This is a genomic window from Gilvimarinus polysaccharolyticus, assembly GCF_001187555.1.
Classification (GTDB): domain Bacteria; phylum Pseudomonadota; class Gammaproteobacteria; order Pseudomonadales; family Cellvibrionaceae; genus Gilvimarinus; species Gilvimarinus polysaccharolyticus.
Map to the genome: position 1 here is coordinate 1,161,644 of NZ_LFIJ01000002.1, position 15,975 is coordinate 1,177,618.

The 15,975-nt window shown below is 50.7% G+C and carries 15 protein-coding genes; 8 read left to right on the top strand and 7 right to left on the bottom strand.

Features of this window, described 5'->3' with window-relative positions; translation table 11 throughout:
* Positions 1–6: 6 nt before the first annotated feature.
* The 6 genes from GILYN3_RS13620 to GILYN3_RS13645 form a co-directional block, all read right to left on the bottom strand.
* Positions 7–672, bottom strand: a complete 666-nt coding sequence (locus GILYN3_RS13620; RefSeq protein WP_049723500.1) for a hypothetical protein — start codon at positions 670–672, stop codon at positions 7–9.
* Between the two features lie 70 nt (positions 673–742).
* Positions 743–1,123 (bottom strand): gamma-butyrobetaine hydroxylase-like domain-containing protein, encoded by a 381-nt coding sequence (locus GILYN3_RS13625; RefSeq protein WP_049723501.1) that lies wholly within the window; start codon positions 1,121–1,123, stop codon positions 743–745.
* Positions 1,124–1,148: 25 nt separating this feature from the next.
* Positions 1,149–2,465 (bottom strand): ATP-dependent protease ATPase subunit HslU, encoded by a 1,317-nt coding sequence (hslU, locus tag GILYN3_RS13630; RefSeq protein WP_049723502.1) that lies wholly within the window; start codon positions 2,463–2,465, stop codon positions 1,149–1,151.
* 18 nt (positions 2,466–2,483) lie between these two features.
* A complete protein-coding gene (gene hslV / locus GILYN3_RS13635; RefSeq protein WP_049723503.1) occupies positions 2,484–3,023 on the bottom strand; it encodes an ATP-dependent protease subunit HslV in 540 nt (179 codons plus the stop codon).
* Between the two features lie 137 nt (positions 3,024–3,160).
* Complete coding sequence (locus tag GILYN3_RS13640; protein WP_049723504.1) at positions 3,161–3,748, bottom strand: SPOR domain-containing protein; 588 nt, start codon at positions 3,746–3,748, stop codon at positions 3,161–3,163.
* A 91-nt stretch (positions 3,749–3,839) separates the two neighbouring features.
* Complete coding sequence (locus GILYN3_RS13645; protein ID WP_049723505.1) at positions 3,840–6,032, bottom strand: primosomal protein N'; 2,193 nt, start codon at positions 6,030–6,032, stop codon at positions 3,840–3,842.
* A 247-nt stretch (positions 6,033–6,279) separates the two neighbouring features.
* On the opposite strand from GILYN3_RS13645, the gene rpmE reads away from it, so the two are divergent.
* Positions 6,280–6,498, top strand: coding sequence for a 50S ribosomal protein L31 (gene rpmE, locus GILYN3_RS13650; protein ID WP_049723506.1), 219 nt, complete (start codon positions 6,280–6,282; stop codon positions 6,496–6,498).
* Positions 6,499–6,616: 118 nt separating this feature from the next.
* On the opposite strand, the gene GILYN3_RS13655 is transcribed toward rpmE, so the two are convergent.
* A complete protein-coding gene (locus GILYN3_RS13655) occupies positions 6,617–9,055 on the bottom strand; it encodes a penicillin-binding protein 1A (protein ID WP_049723507.1) in 2,439 nt (812 codons plus the stop codon).
* Positions 9,056–9,210: 155 nt separating this feature from the next.
* On the opposite strand from GILYN3_RS13655, the gene GILYN3_RS13660 reads away from it, so the two are divergent.
* The 7 genes from GILYN3_RS13660 to aroB all read left to right on the top strand — a co-directional run bounded on the left by GILYN3_RS13660 (position 9,211) and on the right by aroB (position 15,964).
* Positions 9,211–10,278 carry a pilus assembly protein PilM gene (locus tag GILYN3_RS13660; RefSeq protein ID WP_049723508.1) on the top strand — a complete coding sequence of 356 codons (1,068 nt, stop codon included), beginning with the start codon at positions 9,211–9,213 and terminating at the stop codon, positions 10,276–10,278.
* On the top strand, positions 10,278–10,856 hold the full coding sequence (locus tag GILYN3_RS13665) for a PilN domain-containing protein (protein WP_049723509.1): 579 nt from the start codon (positions 10,278–10,280) through the stop codon (positions 10,854–10,856). Before GILYN3_RS13660 ends, GILYN3_RS13665 begins: the two co-directional genes overlap by 1 nt.
* Complete coding sequence (locus GILYN3_RS13670; RefSeq protein WP_049723510.1) at positions 10,856–11,473, top strand: type IV pilus inner membrane component PilO; 618 nt, start codon at positions 10,856–10,858, stop codon at positions 11,471–11,473. The genes GILYN3_RS13665 and GILYN3_RS13670 overlap by 1 nt, the downstream gene beginning before the upstream one ends.
* Positions 11,463–12,014, top strand: a complete 552-nt coding sequence (locus tag GILYN3_RS13675) for a pilus assembly protein PilP (protein WP_049723511.1) — start codon at positions 11,463–11,465, stop codon at positions 12,012–12,014. Before GILYN3_RS13670 ends, GILYN3_RS13675 begins: the two co-directional genes overlap by 11 nt.
* Before the next feature lie 36 nt (positions 12,015–12,050).
* The gene (gene pilQ, locus GILYN3_RS13680; protein ID WP_232305598.1) at positions 12,051–14,165 is read left to right on the top strand and encodes a type IV pilus secretin PilQ family protein; all 2,115 of its coding nucleotides are present in this window, start codon (positions 12,051–12,053) and stop codon (positions 14,163–14,165) included.
* Positions 14,166–14,169: 4 nt separating this feature from the next.
* Positions 14,170–14,676 carry a shikimate kinase gene (locus GILYN3_RS13685; protein ID WP_084005448.1) on the top strand — a complete coding sequence of 169 codons (507 nt, stop codon included), beginning with the start codon at positions 14,170–14,172 and terminating at the stop codon, positions 14,674–14,676.
* Positions 14,677–14,881: 205 nt separating this feature from the next.
* Positions 14,882–15,964: a 3-dehydroquinate synthase gene (gene aroB, locus GILYN3_RS13690; RefSeq protein ID WP_049723514.1), complete on the top strand. Its 1,083-nt coding sequence runs from the start codon at positions 14,882–14,884 to the stop codon at positions 15,962–15,964.
* Positions 15,965–15,975 lie beyond the last annotated feature (11 nt).

The following is a 15,975-nucleotide window of genomic DNA, read 5'->3' on the forward strand; positions in this document are numbered from 1 at the left end:
TGCAAATCAGCGGGTGCGGCGATACACGTGGAGATAACAAAACAGCGCAATAATCAGTGAGTAAGGCGCACCTAGTTCAAACACCTCCTCAATAATTGTGGTGTGAATGCCGGTGTGCAGGCTGATATTGATGTCAAAAGTTGCCAATTTACGTGCGATACCGTCTAGGGTTCGGGCTACGACCAATAAGCCGCCGGCACAAGCAATACTCAATGCGAGCATATTAAACTCTAAAGCACGTGCCAGCAGTGGTCGTAAATATTTGGTGATGAGGATGATGACAAGCCAAATCACCATTAGAATAATACCAAGAGTTACCACTTTTTCTAGTATTGATACATCCTGTGAGCGGAAGGTCGCTGACTTGAATAGCCCGAGACTAGAGTAGCGTTTGTCAAAGTCCAGTTCGCGCAATCCAAGTAATACCACCGAGATAATCAGCGGGTAGTGGTGTTTGACCATGTACTTGCCGCCCAGTACCACCATTAAACCCGAGCACAAAAAGTATCCGAGTGCCGAGGTTAAATCAATCAATCCGCCTTCGCGTGCCGCGTGCTCGGTAATAACGTCGTCGACTTGCCAGTAATAGGCAATGATTGCCAGCAACGAAAGTAATAATAAGCTTTGCAGCCAAAAGTAACGTTGCGGATAAAAGGCGGGAACGGTGGTCATGGTAAAAGGCCGGTTAAGTAAAGGCTGGCTATTGTAGCGATAATCTAAAAAAAACGCGAAAGTTGCGCCACTACATCAGTTTAATTACCTGAATATCATCGGGCAGCCGACTTGCCCCTGCGCTTTGTATTGCGTCTAGATAGCTTTGCCAGAAGTGTTCGCGATTTTGACAAAACTCGTGCAGTTGCTCCCAAGTGTAAATACCCGTGTCGTGGCCGTCGTCAAACACCAGCTTAATAGCATAGTTGCCAACGGCCTCTATGCGTTTGATATTGACCTCTTGTTTGCCCGTTTGCAGTACCGCTTGTCCTGGCCCATGGCCTTTCACCTCGGCACTGGGTGAGTGTACCCGTAAAAACTCGGCGGTTAGCCGGTAGTGGTCGGCGCCGAACTGGAGCTCCAGTTCGGCGCTTTTGCGGTGCAAGGTGATGCGGTCTGGGGCTTTACTCATTAACGGTGTCCATGACAGCTTGCTATTAAAGAATGTATCGGCTCAAGTCTTCGTTTTGCGCCAGCTCGCCCAACTGTTTGTCGACATAAGCCGCATCAATTGATATTTCGGTATCACCACTGCCAGAGTCGAACGAGATACTTTCTAGTAATCGCTCAAGGAGAGTGTGCAGGCGTCGAGCCCCAATATTTTCGGTGCGCTCGTTAACATCATAGGCCATTTCTGCAATGCGACGAATACCGCCGGCGGCAAATTGAATGTTAACGCCTTCGGTTTGCAATAGCGCTTGATGCTGTTCTGTTAATGACGCTGAGGGCTCAGTAAGAATGCGCTCAAAATCATCGGGGGTCAGCGCTTGCAGCTCAACCCGAATAGGCAGGCGTCCCTGTAGTTCTGGAATCAAGTCCGAAGGCTTGCTTAAATGAAACGCACCGGAGGTGATAAATAGAATATGGTCGGTTTTAACCATGCCGTGTTTGGTGCTCACGGTGCAGCCTTCAATCAATGGCAGTAAGTCGCGTTGTACACCTTCACGTGATACATCGGTGCCACTGGTTTCGCCGCGTTTGGCGACTTTGTCGATTTCGTCAATAAAGACGATACCATTTTGCTCCACAGATTCAATGGCTTGTGCCTTTAGGTCTTCGTTGTTGACGAGCTTAGCGGCCTCTTCTTCTTGCAGGGTTTTAAGCGCCTGCTTAACGGTCATCTTGCTGTTTTGTTTTTTGTCGTTCGACATAGATGAGAACATGTTTTGCAGCTGGCTGGTCATTTCTTCCATGCCGGGCGGTGCCATAATTTCTACACCTACGGGTGTGGCCGAGACTTCGATTTCAATCTCGCGCTCATCTAACTCACCTTCGCGTAATTTTTTACGAAAGATTTGGCGAGTATTTTCACCGCTGTCAGTGTTGCTCTCGCCGCGCGCTTTGGGTAGTAGTACATCGAGTACTCGATCTTCGGCGGCTTCGGCCGCGCGCAGTTCGACACGCTTCATGGCCTGTTCGCGCTGCATTTTAATGGCGCTTTCAACGAGGTCGCGAATGATCGATTCCACGTCGCGGCCGACGTAACCAACCTCGGTAAATTTAGTCGCTTCAACTTTGATAAATGGCGCGTTGGCCAGCTTGGCTAGGCGCCGAGCGATCTCGGTTTTACCTACGCCGGTAGGGCCAATCATTAAAATATTCTTAGGGGTGATCTCAGCTCTTAAGTCGGCATCGACTTGCATGCGGCGCCAGCGGTTACGCAGGGCAATGGCCACTGAACGCTTGGCTTGGTGTTGGCCGACAATAAAACGGTCGAGCTCGTGAACAATTTCACGGGGAGTCATGCTAGACATATCGCTATTACTCGCGGGTTAGTATTCCAGTGTTTCGATGGTCTGGTTGTGATTGGTGTAGATACAAATGTCACCAGCAATGTTGAGGCTTTTGTTGACGATGCTGCCGGGGTCTAAATCGGTGTTGTCGAGTAGAGCGCGGGCGGCCGATTGCGCAAAAGCCCCGCCGGAACCGATGGCAATCAAATCATCTTCGGGCTGAATGACATCGCCATTACCGGTAATGATTAACGATGCTTCTTTATCGGCAACCGCTAATAACGCTTCTAGCTTGCGCAGCGAGCGCTCGGTGCGCCAGTCTTTGGCCAGCTCTACGGCGGCGCGGGTCAGTTGGCCATTATAGGCTTCAAGTTTTGCCTCAAAGCGCTCAAACAAGGTGAAGGCGTCGGCGGTGCCGCCGGCAAATCCGGCTAGTACTTGGTCTTTATACAAACGCCGAACTTTGCGGGCGTTGCCTTTCATAATGGTGTTGCCCAGTGATACTTGGCCGTCGCCGCCGATGACGACGGTGTTGCCACGGCGCACGGAGAGTATGGTGGTGCCTCGATACTGTTCCACAGAAAGTCCTTGTGTTGTTAAGGGTGCAGTTAAGCACGCACTAAAATGCTAGGCGCCGCCGCAAATATATTTGCGGCGGCCTTGAACAGGTTAAATGGGGGCGCGCCTGATGATTTCAAGCGTGGCGCCGAGTGTTGTTAGCCGCCTGGCTTACGTTGTAATACCAACGCATTGTACTGATTGGTGACCAGCGTAGAGCGAGCTTTGGATAGCTTACGTTGATTGTCGAACGGGCCCACCACGACTCGATGCCAGCGTTCATTATTATTAATGGTTACGCTTTCGGTGCGAGCACCTAAGTTGAGCAGGATCAATTGTGCACGTAATTTGTCAGCATCGTCCGGGTTGCGAAACGAGCCCACCTGTAATAAATATTTAACTGGCGTGGCCGGCGGCGTATCGTTATCACGCCGGTTTGGCTCGGTTGCCGGGACGATGACTTCCTCTTCTTGCAGTAGCTTATAAAAATCAAAGCGCGGCTTGGGTAGTTCTGCTTGGGCATCGGGCTCTTTTTCGGCTTTGGGTTTTGGCTCTGTTGGGGTTTGTGTTGTAGCGGCGGCCTTTGGCGGCTGTTGGTTAGGGGCTACATTCCACAAATACACCAAAAACATGATAAAAGCGCCCAGCATCGAGCCGATAAACAACCAGACCCACCAGGGTATTTGGCTGCGCGGCGCTTGGCGCTTAGGAGTAGGACGTTTTTTGCGGGCGTAATCGCGGGTCATGGCTGTTTGTTTACCGATAAAAACCGCTATTTTACGGGGGCAAGTGCCACCGCTGCAATTGCTTGTACGTAATAAGCGCGAATGAGTTGTGTTAGCCCATCTCTTGCGGGTCAATATCGATCGACCAGCGAATCGTGCGAGCAGTTTTTTGAGCGTCAATAAGAGTGATCAGTTTGCCTGCATAGGCATTAAGTGTACGGCGATTGAGGGCTTTAAATTGCAATAAATAACGAAACCGCTGTCCACGTTTTTCCATCAGTGCGGGCATGGGGCCTAGTATTTGAACTTGTTGGTCGGTTTGAATTGACTCGGCGAGTAGCCGTGCTTGTTGTAAGAACTGCATGGCGGCAGCGGGGTTGGGGGCATCGGCACGCAGTAACACTAAAAACGCTGATGGCGGCATTAACGTGAGTGCGCGCTCATCGAGCAAGGCTTGGGCAAATTGGCCGTAACCTTGGTTTAGCAGTAATTGCAGCAGCGGGTGATCGCCGTGTTGGCTTTGTAGTAATACTTGTCCGGGTTGGTCGGCGCGCCCAGCGCGTCCGGCTACTTGGGTGATGAGTTGACCCATGCGTTCGGGGCCTCGAAAATCAGCACTAAACAAGCCGCTATCGACATCCAAAATAATAACCAGTGTTACTTTGGGAAAGTGGTGCCCTTTGGCGAGCATTTGCGTGCCCACCAAAATACACGGTTCGCCCTCGTGGACTTTATTGATCAGAGCGTCCAGTGCACCTTTGTTGCGGGTTGAATCGCGGTCGATGCGAATTACCGGGGTGTCGGGAAATACTTGATTTAAATACTCCTCGCTGCGCTCTGTGCCGGCACCCAAGGGCTCAAGCCGGTGGCCTTGGCAAGACTCACAATGCTTGGCCGGCGGGCGCTGGTAATCACAGTGGTGGCAGTGCAGATGATAAGGGCTGCGGTGCAGAGTAAGGCGTGCATCACAATGAGGGCAGCTTAGCTGATGACCGCAATCACGGCATTGCAGAACTGGCGCAAAGCCTCGGCGGTTTAAAAAAACCAGTGCTTGGTTGCCCGCGCCGGTATGTTGCGCCAGTGCGGTGAGCGCTTCACTGGTAATGCCGTGCTGCTCTGCGGCCGGTTGGCTGTTGATAACTTCGATAGGTGTGGCTTGGTTGGCCGTGGCGCGCTGCGTTAAGCGCAGGTGTCGATAGCGTCCATCATGGGCGTTTTGCAGCACTTCCAGAGAGGGTGTTGCTGACCCCAAAATTAGAGGGATATTAAGCATGCGTGCGCGCACTGCGGCTAAATCGCGCGCCGAGTAGCGAAAGCCATCTTGTTGCTTAAATGAGCCATCGTGTTCTTCATCGATGATGATCAGCGCAGGGTTTGCCATTGGGGTAAAAATAGCTGAGCGGGTGCCGATGATAATACGCGCATCGCCCTCTGCGGCACGCACCCAACTATTAAGGCGCTCGGTATCGTTTAGGCCTGAATGTACAGCACACACGCTGGGGCCAAAACGGTGTCGAAAGCGCGCTAAGGTTTGCGGGGTTAAGCCAATTTCGGGCACTAAAACCAGCGCCTGAGCTTGTGGGTTGGCGGCCAGCGCTTGGGCAATCGCCTGTAGGTATACTTCGGTTTTGCCACTGCCAGTGGTGCCGTCCAGCAGGTAGACGCCAAACCCGTGAGGGGCAATGGCACCCAGTGCAGCCTGTTGCTCGGGATTTAAGTTTAGCGGTGATTGCGCGTTAAAGGGGGCGGCTAAATTACTTGTGGGGCGGATAAGTTTTTTCTCGCTTAAGGCGCGTAAGGCCTCGCGGCTGCAACCTGCGTTTTTTAGCTCGGCCCAGCGGCAGGCGCCGTGTTGCTGTAACTGTTTAATAATGCTCGCTTGTTGACGTGCGCGGCCAAGGGCGCCGGCTGGCAGGCCGCGGCCCTCCTCGGTAAGCTCCCACAGTTGCGTGCCGGTGTCGGCTTTATATTGCGCAGCATCACCTTGGCGCAGCGCTGCAGGCAACGCCGCTTGTAGGGCCTCGCCCAGAGGGGCGTGATAATAATTGGCCGCCCAGCGAATAAATTTTAAGAGCTGGCCGCTAATGAGTGGTTGGGAATCGATGACGTTATCGAGAGGTTTAATCTTATTGGTGTCAAAGTCGCACTGGTCCGTGCCGGCAATCACGATCCCCACCAGTTGGCGGCCACCAAATGTGACACTAACCCGAGTGCCTGGTGCGGGCAGTGGCACGGGCGCTAGGTAGTGAAACAGTGTGCGCAGCGGCACGGGTAGCGCAACAAGTACAAAGGGTACGGTGGTCATGTGGGGGAAAGCGAGCCTGCGTATGAAAATTAATATCCCCATAGCTTACTGGATTTACGCTTTGTTGTGGGCGCTTGTGATGAGCGTATAGTGTTAAGTCTGTGGCGCAGAGCAAATTGCACTTTTTTACTTGCTTTCGTTATTTGTTCTGTTAGTATCGCCGCTCTTAAAAATTAGTTGCTTTAACCCTGAGGTTCCGTGCTCGGCAAGTGATCGGGTGGCGGTACACACAACATAGGCGAATACCATGCAAGCAGAAATCCATCCCCAGTATAACGACGTAACTGCAACTTGCAGCTGCGGCAACAGCATTAAAACCCGGTCTACTTTGAGCGAAGATTTCCATATCGACGTCTGCTCTGAGTGTCACCCATTTTATACCGGCAAGCAGAAAACTGTTGATACCGGTGGTCGTATCGATCGCTTCAACAAGCGTTTTGGCGGCCGTATCAGCCCTAAAAAGTAAATTTTTGCTGCCCTGCAGAGGGCTAGCCCTCTAGCACTAAAAGCCCGCCAGCAAGCTGAGCGGGCTTTTTTGTGTCTGGTAAGTCGCTCTCTGGGGAGGGCGCGCCGAGTTTAGCTGATTAAAATAACTCTTCTGGCAGCACGTTGGGTGCGCCTTGGCTGCCGTTTCCGCTATCACCGCCCTCGGCTTGTTCGGGTACGTCCTCGACACGGAATATTTCAAAAATAGCGTCAGGGTCTTGGGGGCCGGCACGTTTACCTGTTTCTGGGTCGATCCGCACAGTGACGATACCGTTTGGACGTTGTGCCGGGTGTTCGGGCTTACCCTCAAGCGCTGCTCGCATGTAGTTAATCCAGATTGGCAGCGCGGCAGAGCCGCCGTATTCACGATTGCCGAGCGGGGTGTTGTTGTCAAACCCGAGCCAAGTGATGGTGACAATGTCGGGGTTGTAGCCGGCGAACCAGGCGTCTCGAGGGCCGTTGGTGGTGCCGGTTTTGCCTGCAATATCGTCGCGCTCTAAGACGCGGGCGCGCTTGCCGGTGCCGCGAGCAATAACATCACGCAGCATAGAGTCAGCGATAAAAGCTGTTTGCGCATCGACAATACGTTTGGCCTGTGGCAAGGCATCGGTCGCTTGAGGTGGGCTTTGCTCTGCCATAAGCTCCTCGAGGGTGCGAGCTTCGGTGGCGACGACGGCGGGTTTGTTGTCGCAATTGCGGCATACAGTGTCAGGGGTGGCCGTAAATACGGCGCTGCCGTCTACCGCTTCGATTCGTTTAACAAGGTACGGTTGTACGGCAAAGCCACCGTTGGCAAAAGTGGTATAGCCGCGAGCTAAATCGAGAGGCGTTACGTCGTGGCTGCCAAGTGCTAAAGATAAGTCGCGCGGCAAAGCGTTTTTATCAAAGCCAAAGCGCGCCAAGCTTTGATGGGCGGTGTCCATCCCTAGCGAACGTAAAATCCGAATCGAGACTAAGTTGCGAGAGCGGTATAAGGCGGTGCGCATGCGCATGGGGCCTAAAAAACTGCCGCCGTCGTTTTCTGGGCGCCAAGTGCCTTCTAGGCTGGCGTCTTCGATTACGATGGGGGCGTCATTGATTATCGTGGCCGGAGTGTAGCCGTGCTCAAGGGCGGTGGTATAGATAAACGGTTTGAATGACGAGCCGGGTTGGCGCGTGGCTTGAGTTACTCGATTAAAGTGGCTTTGCTCAAAATCAAATCCGCCCGCCAGCGAGATAATCGCGCCGTCTAGTGGGTCAAGTGATACCAGTGCGGCCTCGGCGCTAGGCAGTTGTGCCAAGACGATGCCGTCGGAGGTGTGACGCAATCGAATGACGTCGCCGGGGGTGAGTATATCGGCGGCTTGGGTGGGTTTGTCACCGCGATAGTTTTCGCTTAAGTAGGGGCGGGCGTCAGAGAGGCCTTGCTCCCAGTCTAGCTGGGCTTCTGAGCCATCGGGCAGCAAGAGTGTGGCCGATTGCACGTCTACCTGGCTGACCACTGCTGGGGTTAGGCCGCCATAGGTGGGAATATGCTTGAGCGTATCGAGCCATTGTTCGGTGTTCGCATCTGGAGCGAGTTGCTGCTCGGGGCCGCGATACCCATGACGGCTGTCGTAAGTAATTAGGCCGTCTATCACGGCGTTTTGCGCGACTTCTTGAAGGTGAGCGTTTACGGTTGTGTAGACGCTGTAACCGTCGGTGTAAGCTGCGGACCCAAAGCGAGATATGGCCTCTTGACGGGCCATCTCAGCCACATAAGGCGCGTATAGCTCGGGCGTTAAACCGTGGTATTTTGCGGTTGCGGGAGCTTCGGTTGCTGTTTTCCAGGTGGCCTGGTCTATATGCCCAAGCTCCAGCATGCGGCCTAAAATCCAGTTGCGGCGAATCATGGCGCGCTCGGGGTTGGCGAGCGGATTGTAAGCCGAAGGGGCTTTGGGCAGGCCGGCGATCATTGCCCACTGCGCTAATGTGAGCTCGTCCATGTTTTTGCCGTAATAAACGTTAGCGGCCGCTTGAATTCCGTAAGCACGGTTACCGAAGTAAATTTTATTGTTGTAAAGTGCCAGAATCTCCTCTTTACTAAGTTCACGTTCTATTTGAAGTGCCAGCAGGATCTCATTGAATTTACGGGCAAAAGTCTGCTGGAAGGTAAGGAAGAAATTACGTGCAAGTTGCATCGTAATGGTGCTGCCGCCCGACTGAATCTGACCTGTTTTTAATAATTGTGATGCGGCTCGCAAAAGTCCTCTAATGGAGACGCCGTTATGATCGTAGAATTGAGCATCTTCTGCTGATAATAACGCTTGGACATATAGCGGCGGAATTTGATCGAAATTAATGGGGGTGCGGCGTTGTTCACCAAACTCACCAATCAATCGATTATCGCTTGAATAAATCCGCAGCGGAGTCTGCAATTTTACCTGCCGCAAGCTCTGTACATCGGGCAGCTTTGGGTTTAAATACAAGTAGAGTCCGGCAAAGGTAACGCAGGTAGCGCCACCACCTGCGATGAGCAACCAGAAAAGTACTATAATATAAGAATATTTTTTAGGCATTTTTTCTAAGCGAATTAGGTAGTTAGCGGCTTTGGCCGTTAGGATCTTGTATTATACGGGGTTTTTACCTATTTACATATGCATGATCTTGTTGCAGGCTTAAGTTAAAGTGCTATAACATAAACAACGTCTAAGTCACGGATATAGATAGAAAAATGGGTATTTTCGGATTCTTAGAAAAAAAGACACAGCCAGTAATAGGGTTAGACATAAGTTCCACGTCTGTAAAACTCTTAGAGCTGAGCCGTAGTGGCGATCGTTACCGAGTAGAAACCTACGCGGTAAGGCCATTGCCTGCCAATGCTGTTGTTGAGAAAAATATCAACGACGAAGCGGCGGTGGCCGAGGTCATTCGAACGCTGGTCAAGCAATCGAAAACCAAGATCAAGCATGTGGCGGTCTCCGTTGCAGGCTCTGCTGTGATCACTAAGGTTATTGAGATGCCGGCGGGGTTGTCAGAAGATGACCTCGAAAACCGCATTTATATCGAAGCTGACCAATACATTCCTTTCCCGATCGACGAGGTCTCCATTGATTTTGAGGTTCAGGGTGAATCACCCAATGACCCAGATCAGGTGGAGGTGCTGTTGGCGGCATGTCGCACTGAAAACGTTGAGTCTCGAGTTTCGACCCTGCAACTGGCAGGGTTAATGGAGGAGGTAGTCGACGTGGAAGCCTATGCGATGGAACGTGCTTTTGAGTTAGTGCTTGAGCAACTCGAAGATCAAGACAACCAAGTGGTGGCGGTACTTGATATAGGCGCAACCATGACTACGCTGAGTGTGTTAGTAGACGGTAAAACGGTTTACACCCGCGAGCAGTTGTTTGGTGGGCGGCAGTTAACGGAAGAAATCCAGCGGCGCTATGGGTTATCAATGGAAGAGGCTGGACTTGCTAAAAAGCAAGGCGGCTTACCAGATGATTATCAGTCTGAGGTTTTGCAACCCTTTAGAGAATCTGTGGTGCAGCAGATTACCCGGTCATTACAGTTTTTCTTTTCTGCCAGCGAATACAATGATGTGGATTACATTGTGTTGGCCGGCGGTGTTGCTTCTATGGAAGGTTTGATAGAGCTTATCGAAGAAAAGCTAGGCACTCAGGCTATGGTGGCTAACCCGTTTGCCTCCATGTCTGTGGCGTCGCGGGTTAATGCGGCGGCGCTGGCAAATGATGCACCCTCATTGATGGTGGCAACCGGCCTGGCAATGAGGAGCTTTGACTAATGGCGCATATCAACTTACTTCCTTGGCGCGTTAAAGACCGAGAGAAGAAAAAGAAAGATTTTATTACGATTATGGTGGGTGTGGCGATAGTTACTGCGGTTGTCGCTTATCTTTGGATCTCTCATGCTCAGGGTAAGGTAGATCACCAGACCCAGCGCAATCAAATACTTAAGACAGAAATCGCCTCACTTGAAAGCAAAGTGTCCGAGTTAAACGATTTACAGCAGCGTCGGGATGACTTACTAGCTTTGATGAAGCTGATTCGTGATCTAGAGGGAACACGCTCGGTAATTGTGCATCACTTTGATGAGCTGGTGCGGGCTTTGCCTGATGGCGTATATCTCGTGTCGGTTAAGCGAGAAGGTGCAGTGATGAGCATCGAAGGCTTCGCTGAATCAAACAACAGGGTGTCGAGCTTTATGCGTAATTTAGATGCTTCTGAGTGGTACGCGGAGCCAAATTTAGCATCGGTGGACGCGGCACCTAGTCAGGGTGGTCAGGCAAATGCATTCTCCATGACTGTAAAAACAGTTGTATCTAAGGCGCAACAAGCCTTACAAGATCAGGAGGAGCAATAATGTCTTTGCAGGAATACTTCGAGCAGGCTCGAGACTTCGACTACAGTGACTCTTCCAAGATAGGCATTTGGCCATTGCCTACCAAAATTTTGGTATGTGTCTTAATTGTGGCGGCGCTACTGGCTGCTGCTTACTATGTCAAAATTAAAGATATTGAAAGCGACTTGGTGCGGGTAAAAGCCGAAGAGCAAACACTAAGAAAATCGTTTCAAACTAAAAGTGCTCAAGCAGCAAATTTAGAGGCTTATCGCGCCCAGATGGAAGAGATGCAGCGCTCCTTTGAATCGTTGCTTGCGCGCCTCCCTACCGATACACAGGTGCCAGGATTACTAGAAGACATTGATGCCCGCAGCGTCGAGAGTGGCTCTAGCATCCAAAGTATTGAACTTGAGGCTCAGCGCGCGGCTGAGTATTACACCGAACTACCGATCAAGATCAATGTCACTGGCAGCTATCATGACTTTGGTAATTTTGTCAGCGGTGTGGCAGGTATGCCTCGGATTGTTACGCTGCATGATTTCTCAATCGAAAATATAGAAGAAAGTGGCGACTTGGTGATGCAGATTGACGCTAAGACCTATCACTATCAGCCGGAGGGGGAAGCCAATGAACAGTAATAAGTTAATATTGGGTGGACTTCTGGGTGTAATGATTGGTTTGACCGGTTGTGGTGGCGGTGATCTGAGCAGTTTGAGAGACTACATCGAAAAAACGAAAGCTCAAACTGGCCAGCAGATAGAGCCTTTGCCGGTGTTTCGTCCATTGCCGCCTTTTAGTTATGCGGCGATGACGTTGCGCAGTCCGTTTGAAAAACCTATTGAAGAGATGGCCCGAGCTCAAGGTGGTAAATCAGTTAAGCCTGACATGACTCGAGCAAAAGAATATCTTGAAGGTTTCAATATCGCCAATATGACGATGGTGGGAACCTTTACGGTAGGCTCAGACACTGGCAATACTACCATGTGGGCACTTATTGATACTGGCCCCGGCGCTCAGCGAAGCGTCGAGCCGGTAAAAGTTGGCAACTATATGGGTCGCAATCACGGCAAAATTATGTCTGCTACACCCAATCAGCTTGAACTGATGGAAATCGTCTCTGATGGTGACGATGGCTGGGTTGAGCGTCCACGTATTATTAAATTAGAAGAAAAGGAATAGGCAGTCATGCGTGCTTTGTTCTTAATGGGGTTTAAAATGAGAAAAACAGTCGCGTTACTCTTGGTTTGTTTGCTGTCTCCACTCGTGGGGGCGGCAAGCCTAGATGACATCCGGTTTGCGGAGCTGCCTAATCAGCGTTTTGAGGTGCGTTTAAATTTTGACGATGTGCCTCCGGAGCCTCAAGGCTACACGATTGAAGAGCCTGCTCGAATTGTACTGGACTTTCCTGGAGTCGAGAGCAGCCTTAAAGAGCGACATTTTCCGTTAGCGTTTGATAACGGCGAGAGCGCTATGGTGCTAAGTTCGGACGGGCGTACTCGTCTGATTTTGCATCTCGCGAGCCTGACTGATTATAGTTCGCGTATCGATGGTAAATCTTACGTTATTGAGGTGGGAGGTACTGGCGGCCGGCAAGTGGCGGTCAGTAATCCCGCATCGATTGCCAGCTCTGAGTCTCACTCGCGTGCCAAGGCTAATCGTGAGATCAGCGGTATTGATTTTCGTCGTGGAGATGCCGGTGAAGGCCGTATAGTTGTCGATCTATCCACTGATCGTATTAGCGCTGATATGCGTGATACTTCAGATGGTTTACGTATAACTTTTGCCAATACTAGCTTGCCAAGCGAGCTGCGTCGCCGTTTAGATGTGCTTGATTTTGCCACCCCTGTTGCAGTTATCTCAGCTGGCAATGACGGTGATGACGTAGTGTTAGACGTATCGGCTAATGGCGATTACGATTACTTGGCTTATCAGACCGACACTCAATACGTTATTAGTGTTAAGCCGCTAACGCCATCTGAAAAAGCCGAGCAAGAGCGTCTGTTTGAGTATACCGGTTCGCGTTTATCTTTTAACTTTCAAGACATTGAAGTGCGTGCGGTGCTGCAAATCATCGCCGATTTTACCGATTTAAACTTGGTTGCCTCCGACACGGTGCAAGGCCGTATAACTCTACGGCTGGACAATGTTCCTTGGGATCAAGCGTTAGAAATGGTGTTAAAAACCAAAGGTCTTGATAAGCGTCAAGTGGGCAATGTGCTGATGGTGGCCCCTGCTGCTGAAATCGCTGAGCGTGAACGTCAAGAGCTGTCGACTAAGCGTCAATTGGAAGAGCTTGCGCCGTTGCGCACTGAATACCTGCGTATACGTTACGCCAGCGCTAAAGAGATCTTTGAGTTGTTTAGCGGTGAGGCTGGTGGGGCTTCGGGTGCCGATGATGGCCCGGCTAGTCGCTCGACCGGTAGTGTCTTGTCCGGTCGTGGTCAGGCTGTTGTCGATGAGCGTACTAACTCTATTATTGTCACCGATACAGCGGATCGTATTGATGCCTTTAAGCGTTTGATTGAAGAAATTGATATACCTATTCGTCAGGTAATGATTGAAGCGCGTCTGGTCATTGCTAACAAAGATTTCCGTGAGGAGTTGGGCATACGATGGGGTGGTGCTGGCGCCAATCTATCATCCAATTCATTGTTAGAGGTGGGGGGGTCGACTAGCGCATTAGACTCATCCCCAGGGTCACCTGCTGACTTTATCTATGGTGGCGGTAGTGCAGACCTTAATGAAAACATGATGGTGGACTTGGGGGTTACTAACCCGGTTGGAAGCATCGCTTTTGGTCTGCTGACTGATAACGCCTTTTTGGATCTTGAGCTGTCAGCATTGGAATATAACGGTTACGCCGAGATTGTTTCGCAACCTAAAGTGATCACTGGCGATAAACAGCGCGCGATGATTTCGACCGGTAGTGAGATTCCATATCAAGAAGCTTCTGCCAGTGGTGCGACAGCGGCTTCGTTTAAAGAGGTTGTGTTGGAGTTGGACGTAACGCCACAAATCACGCCCGATAACAATATCATTATGGAATTATCGATCAAGAAGGACTTGCTGGCCGAGTTTAACCAAGAGTTTGGTGTACCTATTATTGATATCACTCGGTTAAACACTAAGGTGCTGGTGTCCGATGGGCAGACCATTGTTCTAGGTGGTATATTCGAGATGCAGCAACTTAACGGGGTGGATAAGGTCCCGTTCTTGGGCGATATACCTTTCTTGGGGCGCCTATTCCGTCGTGATGTTAAAAGCTCAGAGAAAAGTGAATTGCTGATCTTTATTACCCCGCGCATCATGGCTGAGAGCTTGACCGAATAATACTATGCTAGATCGGCACGTATTTCTTGTCGGCCCCATGGGGGTCGGCAAGTCGACCATCGGTAGAGTTCTCGCCTCCGAGTTGAATGTCCCTTTTTATGATACCGACCGTGTGATTGAAAACCGCACCGGTGCGGATATTCCTTGGATATTCGATATGGAAGGTGAGGCAGGGTTCCGGTTGCGTGAGACAGGTGTACTGCAAGATTTAATAGCCGAGCCTCCTTGCGTGATCGCAACCGGTGGCGGTATTGTGACTCAGCCGAAAAATTGTGAACTAATGGCGCAAGGATTAGTGTGCTATCTGACCGCCTCGGTCGAGCAGTTGGTGGAGCGAACTTCGCGCGATAAAAAACGTCCACTGCTGCAGGTTGAGAATCCTCGTGAAAAAATCATAGAAATTCTTGCCGCACGCGACGAATTGTATCGTGGTGTGGCCGACGTCAGCCTTAATACCGATCGCTTTTCTCCTAAGGCGGCCGTTGCCGAGATCTTGGCGCAACTGCCTTAGCTAGGCCGCTGTATTTGGTTGCGCAGTTCGTTCGTTAAAATTATTACCTACAAGCTTATTCCTCTTACTTTAATTACTGATTTTAATTCTCTTAAGCCCACCTTTTGGTAGATTTAGGTTGCGGCCAAACTCCTGCCAGCTCAACATCTGTGTGCTAAAGTACGCTCTTATTAGATCATTCACCGGATTATCAAAGACGCCAATTATGAAGACCTTAACCGTTAATCTTGGGGAGCGCAGCTACCCTATTTTTGTTGCTGCAGGGCTAATAGATCGCGCCGAATTGCTGGCGGAGTATATCGTCGGCAAGCAGGTTTGCATCGTAACCAACACCACCGTGGCTAAGATTTACTTGCCAAAGCTTAAGCAGGCGCTAAGTGATAGTAAGCTTGAGATTGAGTCGGTGGTGCTACCTGATGGTGAGCAATATAAAAGCCTAGAGACGCTCAATCAAATTTTTGATGCCTTGCTGCAAAAGCATTTTAGCCGAACCGTTACCATCATTGCTTTAGGTGGTGGGGTCGTGGGTGATATGGCTGGGTTTGCTGCCGCCTGTTATCAGCGAGGGGTTAATTTTATCCAGATACCAACCACGCTGTTGTCGATGGTTGATTCATCGGTGGGGGGGAAAACGGGAGTTAATCACCCGTTAGGTAAAAACATGATAGGCGCGTTTTATCAGCCACAGGCCGTATTAGCCGATGTCGCCGCGCTGCAAACGTTGCCGCCGCGTGAGGTATCGGCGGGTTTGGCCGAGGTTATAAAGTACGGCATTATTTGTGATTACGATTTCTTTGTGTGGTTAGAGACTAATATCGATCGTCTAGTGGCAGGTGATGCCGAAGCGCTAACGTATTGTATTGAGCGCTCTTGTGATAACAAAGCCCGAGTCGTAGCCCAAGATGAGCGCGAAGGTGGCGTTAGGGCCATCTTGAATCTTGGTCATACTTTTGGTCACGCTATTGAAACCGCACAAGGTTATGGGAATTGGTTGCATGGCGAAGCGGTAGGTGCGGGTATGGTAATGGCGCTGGATTTATCCTGGCGTATGGGACTGATTGATAAGTCCGATTTAACCCGGGCGGTTGATCTTATTAAGCGTGCTAACTTGCCGGTAGCGGCGCCTAAAGATATGACTGAGGCGCAATTTATTGAGCTAATGTCAGTGGATAAAAAAGTACAAGACGGACGCTTGCGGCTGGTGCTTGTACAGCAGTTAGGGCAGGCGTTTGTCACCTCTGAGATAGATAAAAGTCTACTCAGTCAGACCATTAGTGCCTGCCGTTAGGCGGGCAGGAG

What these genes read in the sequence shown, in the direction of transcription:
- GILYN3_RS13620 (WP_049723500.1), bottom strand. Translation starts at nt 672, where the DNA reads ATGACCACCGTTCCCGCCTTTTATCCGCAACGTTACTTTTGGCTGCAA.
- GILYN3_RS13625 (WP_049723501.1), bottom strand. Translation starts at nt 1,123, where the DNA reads ATGAGTAAAGCCCCAGACCGCATCACCTTGCACCGCAAAAGCGCCGAA.
- hslU (WP_049723502.1), bottom strand. Translation starts at nt 2,465, where the DNA reads ATGTCTAGCATGACTCCCCGTGAAATTGTTCACGAGCTCGACCGTTTT.
- GILYN3_RS13640 (WP_049723504.1), bottom strand. Translation starts at nt 3,748, where the DNA reads ATGACCCGCGATTACGCCCGCAAAAAACGTCCTACTCCTAAGCGCCAA.
- GILYN3_RS13645 (WP_049723505.1), bottom strand. Translation starts at nt 6,032, where the DNA reads ATGACCACCGTACCCTTTGTACTTGTTGCGCTACCCGTGCCGCTGCGC.
- rpmE (WP_049723506.1), top strand. Translation starts at nt 6,280, where the DNA reads ATGCAAGCAGAAATCCATCCCCAGTATAACGACGTAACTGCAACTTGC.
- GILYN3_RS13655 (WP_049723507.1), bottom strand. Translation starts at nt 9,055, where the DNA reads ATGCCTAAAAAATATTCTTATATTATAGTACTTTTCTGGTTGCTCATC.
- GILYN3_RS13660 (WP_049723508.1), top strand. Translation starts at nt 9,211, where the DNA reads ATGGGTATTTTCGGATTCTTAGAAAAAAAGACACAGCCAGTAATAGGG.
- GILYN3_RS13665 (WP_049723509.1), top strand. Translation starts at nt 10,278, where the DNA reads ATGGCGCATATCAACTTACTTCCTTGGCGCGTTAAAGACCGAGAGAAG.
- GILYN3_RS13670 (WP_049723510.1), top strand. Translation starts at nt 10,856, where the DNA reads ATGTCTTTGCAGGAATACTTCGAGCAGGCTCGAGACTTCGACTACAGT.
- GILYN3_RS13675 (WP_049723511.1), top strand. Translation starts at nt 11,463, where the DNA reads ATGAACAGTAATAAGTTAATATTGGGTGGACTTCTGGGTGTAATGATT.
- pilQ (WP_232305598.1), top strand. Translation starts at nt 12,051, where the DNA reads ATGAGAAAAACAGTCGCGTTACTCTTGGTTTGTTTGCTGTCTCCACTC.
- GILYN3_RS13685 (WP_084005448.1), top strand. Translation starts at nt 14,170, where the DNA reads ATGCTAGATCGGCACGTATTTCTTGTCGGCCCCATGGGGGTCGGCAAG.
- aroB (WP_049723514.1), top strand. Translation starts at nt 14,882, where the DNA reads ATGAAGACCTTAACCGTTAATCTTGGGGAGCGCAGCTACCCTATTTTT.